The sequence below is a fragment of the Catellatospora sp. NPDC049111 genome, from assembly GCF_040648615.1.
GTDB lineage: Bacteria > Actinomycetota > Actinomycetes > Mycobacteriales > Micromonosporaceae > Catellatospora > Catellatospora aurea.
Map to the genome: position 1 here is coordinate 62,102 of NZ_JBEZEB010000028.1, position 8,780 is coordinate 70,881.

6 protein-coding genes are annotated in these 8,780 nt (G+C 68.3%); all 6 read left to right on the forward strand.

Features of this window, described 5'->3' with window-relative positions; translation table 11 throughout:
• Positions 1–50: 50 nt before the first annotated feature.
• The 6 genes from AB0B66_RS29670 to fusA all read left to right on the forward strand — a co-directional run bounded on the left by AB0B66_RS29670 (position 51) and on the right by fusA (position 8,676).
• The gene (locus AB0B66_RS29670) at positions 51–3,941 is read left to right on the forward strand and encodes a DNA-directed RNA polymerase subunit beta' (RefSeq protein ID WP_203692234.1); all 3,891 of its coding nucleotides are present in this window, start codon (positions 51–53) and stop codon (positions 3,939–3,941) included.
• A gap of 43 nt (positions 3,942–3,984) precedes the next feature.
• A complete protein-coding gene (locus AB0B66_RS29675) occupies positions 3,985–4,338 on the forward strand; it encodes a hypothetical protein (protein ID WP_360536131.1) in 354 nt (117 codons plus the stop codon).
• 214 nt (positions 4,339–4,552) lie between these two features.
• The gene (locus AB0B66_RS29680) at positions 4,553–5,131 is read left to right on the forward strand and encodes a DUF4190 domain-containing protein (protein ID WP_360536133.1); all 579 of its coding nucleotides are present in this window, start codon (positions 4,553–4,555) and stop codon (positions 5,129–5,131) included.
• A 507-nt stretch (positions 5,132–5,638) separates the two neighbouring features.
• On the forward strand, positions 5,639–6,022 hold the full coding sequence (rpsL, locus tag AB0B66_RS29685) for a 30S ribosomal protein S12 (protein ID WP_120317147.1): 384 nt from the start codon (positions 5,639–5,641) through the stop codon (positions 6,020–6,022).
• Positions 6,022–6,492: a 30S ribosomal protein S7 gene (gene rpsG / locus AB0B66_RS29690; RefSeq protein ID WP_360536135.1), complete on the forward strand. Its 471-nt coding sequence runs from the start codon at positions 6,022–6,024 to the stop codon at positions 6,490–6,492. The genes rpsL and rpsG overlap by 1 nt, the downstream gene beginning before the upstream one ends.
• Before the next feature lie 87 nt (positions 6,493–6,579).
• Positions 6,580–8,676, forward strand: coding sequence for an elongation factor G (gene fusA / locus AB0B66_RS29695; RefSeq protein ID WP_360536137.1), 2,097 nt, complete (start codon positions 6,580–6,582; stop codon positions 8,674–8,676).
• Positions 8,677–8,780: the final 104 nt, after the last annotated feature.

An 8,780-nucleotide genomic window follows, 5' to 3' on the forward strand; every position in this document is an offset into this window, starting at 1 on the left:
CCGCCATCAACTGACACTGATGAAGACACGAGCAAAGAGGGACATACAACGTGCTCGACGTTAACTTCTTCGATGAGCTTCGGATCGGCCTGGCGGGCGCGGAAGACATCCGGCGCTGGTCGCACGGCGAGGTCAAGAAGCCCGAGACGATCAACTACCGCACCCTGAAGCCCGAGAAGGACGGACTCTTCTGCGAGAAGATCTTCGGTCCGCAGCGGGACTGGGAGTGCTACTGCGGCAAGTACAAGCGGGTCCGCTTCAAGGGCATCGTCTGTGAGCGCTGCGGCGTCGAGGTGACCCGTTCCAAGGTGCGCCGTGAGCGGATGGGCCACATCGAGCTCGCCGCCGCGGTCACCCACATCTGGTACTTCAAGGGCGTGCCGAGCCGGCTGGGTTACCTGCTGGACCTCGCGCCGAAGGACCTTGAGAAGATCATTTACTTCGCCTCGTACGTGATCACGAGCGTGGACGCCGAGGCGCGTCACCGCGACATGACCACCATCGAGAACGAGATCTTCGCCGAGAAGCGGCAGGCCGAGAACGCCCGCGACGCCGAGATCGAGAAGCGGGCCGTCAAGCTCGAGTCCGACCTGGCCGAGCTGGAGGCCGAGGGCGCCAAGGCGGACGTGCGCCGCAAGGTCAAGGAGGCCGGCGAGCGCGAGATGCGCCAGATCCGCGACAAGGCGCAGCGCGAGATCGACCGCCTGGACGAGGTGCTGGACACGTTCCGCAAGCTCGACTCCAAGCAGCTGGTCACCGACGAGCTGCTCTACCGCGAGCTGCGCGACCGCTTCGGTGAGTACTTCACCGGCGGCATGGGCGCCGAGGCCATCAAGGCCCTGGTGCAGAACATGGACCTCGAGGCCGAGGCCGAGTTCCTGCGCGAGACCATCCGCTCGGGCAAGGGCCAGCGCAAGCTGCGCGCACTCAAGCGGCTCAAGGTCGTGGCCGCGTTCCTGGCCACCGGCAACTCGCCGCTGGGCATGGTGCTCGACTGCGTCCCGGTCATCCCGCCGGACCTGCGCCCGATGGTGCAGCTCGACGGCGGCCGCTTCGCGACCTCCGACCTGAACGACCTGTACCGCCGGGTCATCAACCGCAACAACCGCCTCAAGCGTCTGATCGACCTCGGCGCGCCCGAGATCATCGTGAACAACGAGAAGCGGATGCTGCAGGAGGCCGTCGACGCGCTGTTCGACAACGGCCGCCGTGGCCGGCCGGTGACGGGTCCGGGCAACCGCCCGCTCAAGTCGCTGTCCGACATGCTCAAGGGCAAGCAGGGCCGGTTCCGTCAGAACCTGCTCGGCAAGCGCGTGGACTACTCGGGCCGTTCCGTCATCGTCGTCGGCCCGCGGCTCAAGCTGCACCAGTGCGGTCTGCCCAAGCAGATGGCGCTGGAGCTGTTCAAGCCGTTCGTGATGAAGCGGCTGGTCGACCTGAACCACGCCCAGAACATCAAGTCGGCCAAGCGCATGGTCGAGCGTCAGCGCCCGGTCGTGTGGGACGTGCTGGAAGAGGTCATCACCGAACACCCGGTGCTGCTCAACCGTGCACCCACCCTGCACCGCCTCGGCATCCAGGCGTTCGAGCCGCAGCTGGTCGAGGGCAAGGCCATCCAGATCCACCCGCTCGTCTGCACCGCCTTCAACGCGGACTTCGACGGTGACCAGATGGCCGTGCACGTGCCGCTGTCCGCCGAGGCCCAGGCCGAGGCGCGCATCCTGATGCTGTCCAGCAACAACATCCTCAAGCCGGCCGACGGCAAGCCGGTGACCATGCCCACCCAGGACATGATCATCGGGCTGTACCACCTGACCCACAAGCGCACCGGCATGCTGGGCGAGGGACGGGTGTTCAGCTCCGAGGCCGAGGCGATGATGGCCTTCGACAACGGCGAGCTGCACCTGCAGGCGCCGGTCCGGATCCGCCTCAACGGCATCACCTCGGTCGACAACGGCCCGGGCGCCGAGGCGTGGGTCCAGCCGGAGGAGTGGGAGCCGAACGCGCCCGTCATCCTGGACACCACGCTGGGCCGGGTCCTGTTCAACGAGACCCTCCCGGTGGGCTACCGCTTCGTCAACCACGAGGTCCGCAAGGGCCAGCTCTCGGGCATCGTGAACGACCTGGCCGAGCGCTACCCGAAGGTCGCCCTGGCGGCGACGCTGGACGCGCTCAAGGAGGCCGGCTTCCACTGGGCCACCTGGTCCGGCGTCACCATCGGCATGGAGGACGTCATCTCGCCGCCGCGCAAGGGCCAGATCCTTGAGCGGTACGAGAAGGAGGCCGAGCGCTTCGACAAGCAGTACCAGCGTGGTCTGATGACCGCCGAGGAGCGCCGCGGCGAGCTGATCGAGCTCTGGACCAAGGCGACCAACGAGGTGGCCAAGGAGCTGGAGACCGCCCTGCCGCTGGAGAACCCGCTGTGGCGCATGATCCACTCGGGTGCTCGAGGCAACATGCTGCAGCTGCGCCAGATCGCGGCGATCCGTGGCCTGGTGGCCAACCCGAAGGGTGAGATCATCCCGCGGCCGATCAAGTCCTCGTACCGCGAGGGCCTGAGCGTGCTGGAGTACTTCATCTCCACGCACGGCGCCCGCAAGGGTCTGGCCGACACCGCGCTGCGTACCGCCGACTCGGGTTACCTGACCCGTCGTCTGGTGGACGTCTCGCAGGACGTGATCATCCGTGAGGACGACTGCGGCACCGACCGGGCGATCCCGATGCAGATCGGCACGCGCCACGACGGTGTGCTGTCGGTGCACGAGCACGCCGAGACCGGCGCGCACGCCCGCACCCTGGCCGAGGACATGTCCGACGCCAACGGCAACCTGGTCGCCGCCCGCGGCACCGACCTCAACTCGATCGTCGTCGACAAGCTGGTCAAGGCCGGCATCGAGGGCGTGCGGGTGCGGTCCGTGCTCACCTGCGAGTCGAAGCTCGGCGTCTGCGCGGCCTGCTACGGCCGTTCGCTGCCGACCGGCAAGCTGGTGGACGTCGGCGAGGCCGTCGGCATCATCGCGGCGCAGTCGATCGGTGAGCCGGGCACGCAGCTGACGATGCGTACCTTCCACACCGGTGGTGCGGCCTCGGGTGAGGACATCACCCAGGGTCTGCCCCGTGTCCAGGAGATCTTCGAGGCGCGTGTGCCCAAGGGCAAGGCGCCGATCGCGGACACTCCGGGACGCATCCGGATCGAGGCGGGCGACCGGTCGAAGAAGATCATCATCGTGCCGGACGACGGCAGCGAGGAGATCGTCCACGACAAGATCTCGAACCGGGTGAAGCTGCGGGTGCACGACGGCTCGCACGTGGAGGTAGGCGAGAAGCTCACCGAGGGCACCATCGACCCGCACGAGCTGCTGCGCATCATGGGTCCGCGCGCGGTCCAGGTCCACCTGACCAACGAGGTCCAGGAGGTCTACCGCTCGCAGGGCGTAATGATCCACGACAAGCACATCGAGATCATCATCCGCCAGATGCTCAAGCGGGTGACGATCATCGACTCCGGCGCGACCGAGTTCCTGCCGGGTGTGCTGGTCGACCGTGCGCAGTTCGAGGGCGAGAACCGCCGCCTGGTCTCCGAGGGCGGCGAGCCCGCGGCAGGCCGTCCGGTGCTGATGGGTATCACCAAGGCGTCGCTGGCGACCGAGTCGTGGCTCTCGGCGGCCTCCTTCCAGGAGACCACCCGGGTGCTCACCGACGCGGCCATCAACGCGCGCAGTGACTCGCTCATCGGTCTCAAGGAGAACGTCATCATCGGCAAGCTCATCCCGGCGGGTACCGGCATCAGCAAGTACCGCAACGTCCGGGTGGAGCCGACCGAGGAGGCGAAGGCCAAGGTCTACTCGATGACCTCGTACGGCGAGACCGACTACGGCTTCGGCCCGGCGTCGGGTGTCGCGGTGCCGCTGGACGACTTCGACTTCGGGTCGTACCGGTAATCGTTTGAAGTGATCGCGGCGTCCCCCGTGTCGTTTACACGGCATGGGGGACGCCGCTTTCGTATCCACACCGGCCCGCGACCCGGCTGATCCCGAGCCGGTCGCCGACACCAAGGCCACTGCCGCGTTCGGCCTGGGCCTGCTGGCCGCCGTGACGGGCCTCGCGGTGGGCGGCATCGTGCCCGCCACGATGGCCCTGGCCCTGGCCCGACAGGCCCGCGAGGAGCTGCGCGCGGGGGAGGGCTGGCGTACCGGCGCCGGCCGCGTCCGCTGGGCGGAGCGCCTGTCCTGGCTCGCCCTGGCCCTGGCCGCCCTGAGCCTGCTCACCCTGACCGTCTGGCTCTTCCTCCGCGGCGTCCACTTCGGCACCCAGGACTTCCCGCCCACGGTCAACTGACCGGGCCCGCCCTACTCGCCTCACCGCGCCCCGCCCCGCCCCCGCGCCCCGCCCCCGCCTGGCCGCCGCCTCGCCGCGGTGATCATGAACTTAAGGGCGTGTTCGGCGGCGTGTCGTGAGCACAACCTCATGATCGTTTCCCGGCGGGAGCGGCGGCTGGTGGGGCTGAGGCACCGCGGGCGGGGAGTGGGCGGGACGTGGCAGGATCGGCGGCGTGACCTACCAGCAGCCTCCGGTGCCGCAGTGGCCGTCCGTGCCGTCGGGCCAGCAGCCGCCCGCGCCGCAGCCGCCCGCGCCGCAGCCGCCTGTGCCGCAGTGGCCGGTGCCCGCCCCGACGGGTCCGCCGCCTGCGCCGATGCCGCCCATGGCGGGCCAGTCGGTGGCCGGGCCGCGGCCGGTGAACTATCCGCCGCCGGTGCGGGTGGAGATCGTGCCGGGCACGCCGTACGGGCTGGCGGTGCTGGGCGCGCCGAAGACCGCCTCGGGTGTCGCGGCCAGCGCACTGGTGGCCGGCGTGGGTTCGGTCCTCGTCTCGCTGGTGGTGTGGTGCTTCGGTTTGGCGGGCGCGCAGCAGGGCTGGGGAGGACTGGTCGCCGGGGCGTTCGCGGTGCTGTCCATCCTGCTCGGCGCGGCCGGGGTGCTGCTCGGCTGGCTGGGGATACGGCAGATCCGCCTGGCGGCGGGCAACCTGACCGGCCGGGGGGTCGCCATCGCGGGCCTGGTGTGCGGCGCGGTCGGCCTGGCGCTGGCCGCGGTCGGCCTGATCACCGCGATCGCCCTCAGCGCGGGCTGATACGGGTCAGAGCCCGGACCGGGCCGCCGTCCCGGCATGCGAGCTACCTCACGGTGCGGTATCCCGTTCGGGGCCGGGGAATCGAAGAGGTAGACTGGCTGTCGGAGTTCGCACTGACGGCGGACTGGTTGCTCGGAACGACTGGTTGCCTCGCATCGACGGGGGGTCGGGTCACCCCGTTTTGACCAGTGGGCCATCGGTTCGGTACTCTTTCCCCTCGTGCCCGGGCTTGCCCGGGCCCCTCGTGCGTGCGCCGACGCGGGAGAGTTCGACCGGTGGTCGGGCAGCCCGCAGCACCACGACAACGACAGACTCCGACAGCTCGAGAAATCGAGCCGTCGGGCCCGTGCGCCGGACGACACGCCCGACCGCGGGGGTCGGGACGCGTCCTGGATCACTCCGAGACGGCGCCGATCGCAGCAGTTCGGGCCGCATTCGCGGCCACGGCCACATAAGTTTCCGCGACCGAAAGTCGCGGAGAGGAAGCAAAGGGAGCGGAGAACACCGGTGCCCACAATCCAGCAGCTGGTCCGCAAGGGCCGCCAGGCGAAGACGAGCAAGACCAAGACGCCGGCGCTGAAGGGGAGCCCCCAGCGGCGCGGTGTGTGCACGCGTGTGTACACCACGACGCCCAAGAAGCCGAACTCGGCACTGCGGAAGGTCGCTCGCGTCAAGCTGAGCAGCCAGATCGAGGTCACCGCGTACATCCCGGGTGTCGGCCACAACCTGCAGGAGCACTCGATCGTGCTCGTCCGTGGCGGTCGTGTGAAGGACCTGCCCGGCGTGCGGTACAAGATCATTCGCGGTTCGCTCGACACCCAGGGTGTCCGCAACCGCAAGCAGGCGCGTAGCCGCTACGGCGCGAAGCTGGTCAAGGAAGGGAAGAAGTAATGCCTCGTAAGGGCCCCGCTCCGCGTCGGCCGCTGGCCGCTGACCCGGTGTACAACTCGCCGCTGGTCACCCAGCTGGTCAACAAGATCCTGCTGGCCGGCAAGCGCCAGCTGGCCGAGCGTGTCGTGTACGGCGCGCTCGAGGGCTGCCGCGAGAAGACCGGCACCGACCCGGTCGTGACGCTCAAGCGCGCGATGGACAACGTGAAGCCGACCCTCGAGGTCCGCAGCCGCCGTGTCGGTGGCGCGACCTACCAGGTTCCGGTGGAGGTCCGTCCGACCCGGGCGACCACGCTCGGTCTGCGCTGGCTGGTGACCTACTCCCGCGCCCGTCGCGAGAAGACGATGGTCGAGCGCCTCATGAACGAGCTGCTCGACGCCAGCAACGGCCTCGGCGCCGCTGTCAAGCGTCGCGAGGACACGCACAAGATGGCCGAGTCCAACAAGGCCTTCGCGCACTACCGCTGGTGAAACAACGTGGAGCCGGGCCGATCCGTCGGTTCCGGCTCCACAACCTTGACTTTCCGGGACTGAGTCCCACTCCGAAAGGATCGTGAAGTGGCCGCCGTAGACGCCGCCCTCGCCAAGACTCGCAACATCGGCATCATGGCGCACATCGACGCCGGTAAGACCACCACCACCGAGCGGATCCTGTTCTACACCGGTATCACGCACAAGATCGGTGAGGTCCACGAGGGCGCTGCCGTCATGGACTGGATGGAGCAGGAGCAGGAGCGTGGTATCACCATCACCTCCGCTGCCACCAAGTGTGAGTGGAAGGGCCACACGATCCAGATCATCGACACGCCCGGCCACGTCGACTTCACCGTCGAGGTGGAGCGTTCGCTGCGCGTGCTCGACGGTGCCGTGGCCGTGTACGACGGTGTCGCCGGCGTGGAGCCGCAGACCGAGAACGTGTGGCGCCAGGCCGACAAGTACAACGTGCCGCGTATGTGCTTCGTCAACAAGCTGGACCGCACCGGTGCGGACTTCTTCCGCTGCGTCGACATGATGATCACCCGTCTCAACGCCACCCCGCTGGTGCTGCAGATCCCGATCGGTCTCGAGGGCGACCACATCGGTGTCGTGGACCTGCTGGGCATGCGCGCGCTGACCTGGCGCGGCGAGACCCAGAAGGGTGAGGACTACGCGGTCGAGGAGATCCCGGCCAACCTGCAGGAGCAGGCCGACGAGTGGCGCACCAAGCTGCTCGAGACCCTGTCCGAGGCGGACGACGCGATCATGGAGAGCTACCTCGAGGGTGGCGAGTTCACCGTCGACGAGCTCAAGGCCGCGATCCGTCGCGCCACCATCGCCGGCAAGCTGAACCCGGTCGTCTGCGGCTCCGCGTTCAAGAACAAGGGCGTGCAGCCGATGCTGGACGCGGTCGTCGACTTCCTGCCGTCGCCGCTGGACATCCCGGCCATCGACGGCACGCTGATGGACGGGGAGACCCCGGCCGAGCGGCACGCCGACTCGAGCGAGCCGTTCTCCGGCCTGGCCTTCAAGATCCAGACCGACAAGCACCTGGGCAAGCTGACCTACGTGCGCGTCTACTCGGGCACGCTCGACTCGGGCTCGCCGGTGATCAACTCGACCAAGGACCGCAAGGAGCGGGTCGGGAAGATCTACCAGATGCACGCCAACAAGCGCGAGGAGCGCCCCCAGGCGTTCGCGGGCGACATCATCGCGGTGCAGGGTCTCAAGCAGACCACCACCGGTGACACGCTGTCGGACCCGGCGCACCCGGTGATCCTGGAGTCGATGACCTTCCCGGACCCGGTCATCTCGGTGGCCATCGAGCCGAAGACGAAGGCCGACCAGGAGAAGCTGGGCGTCGCGATCCAGAAGCTCGCCGAGGAGGACCCGACCTTCCGCGTGAAGCTGGACGAGGAGACCGGTCAGACGGTCATCTCCGGCATGGGCGAGCTCCACCTGGAGATCCTCGTCGACCGCATGAAGCGCGAGTTCAACGTCGAGGCCAACGTCGGCAAGCCGCAGGTGGCGTACCGCGAGACGATCCGCCGCACGGTGGACAAGCTCGAGTACACCCACAAGAAGCAGACCGGTGGCTCGGGTCAGTACGCGAGCGTCATCATCGGCCTGGAGCCGCTGCCGCTGGACGCTGCCGCGCAGTACGAGTTCGTCAACGCCGTCACCGGTGGCCGCATCCCGAAGGAGTACATCCCTTCGATCGACGCCGGTGCCCAGGACGCGATGCAGTACGGCGTGCTCGCCGGGTACCCGCTGGTCGGTGTCAAGCTGACGCTGATCGACGGCAAGTACCACGAGGTCGACTCGTCGGAAATGGCGTTCAAGATCGCCGGTTCGATGGCGCTGAAGGAGGCGGCCCGCAAGGCCGACCCCGCCATCCTCGAGCCGATGATGGCAGTCGAGGTCGTCACCCCCGAGGACAACATGGGTGACGTCATCGGCGACCTGAACTCCCGCCGTGGAATCATCCAGGCGATGGAGGAGCGTAGCGGCGCCCGCGTCGTGCGCGCCCTGGTGCCGCTGTCCGAGATGTTCGGCTACGTCGGCGACCTGCGGTCGAAGACTCAGGGCCGGGCCAGCTACAGCATGGTATTCGACTCCTACGCCGAGGTTCCGCAGAACGTGGCGAAGGAGATCATCGCTAAGGCCACCGGAGAGTGACCGCGGTGGGGGGGGGGGGGGGGGGGCCGGGCCGAGAGCGCCGAAGAGTATGAAAGAATGCTGTAGAGAAAAGACACAAGCGAGATACCGGGCGGCCCGTTCCA

Excerpts from the sequence above, each read along its gene's own strand:
- rpsG (WP_360536135.1), top strand. The coding sequence starts at position 6,022 with ATGCCTCGTAAGGGCCCCGCTCCGCGTCGGCCGCTGGCCGCTGACCCG.
- AB0B66_RS29675 (WP_360536131.1), top strand. The coding sequence starts at position 3,985 with ATGGGGGACGCCGCTTTCGTATCCACACCGGCCCGCGACCCGGCTGAT.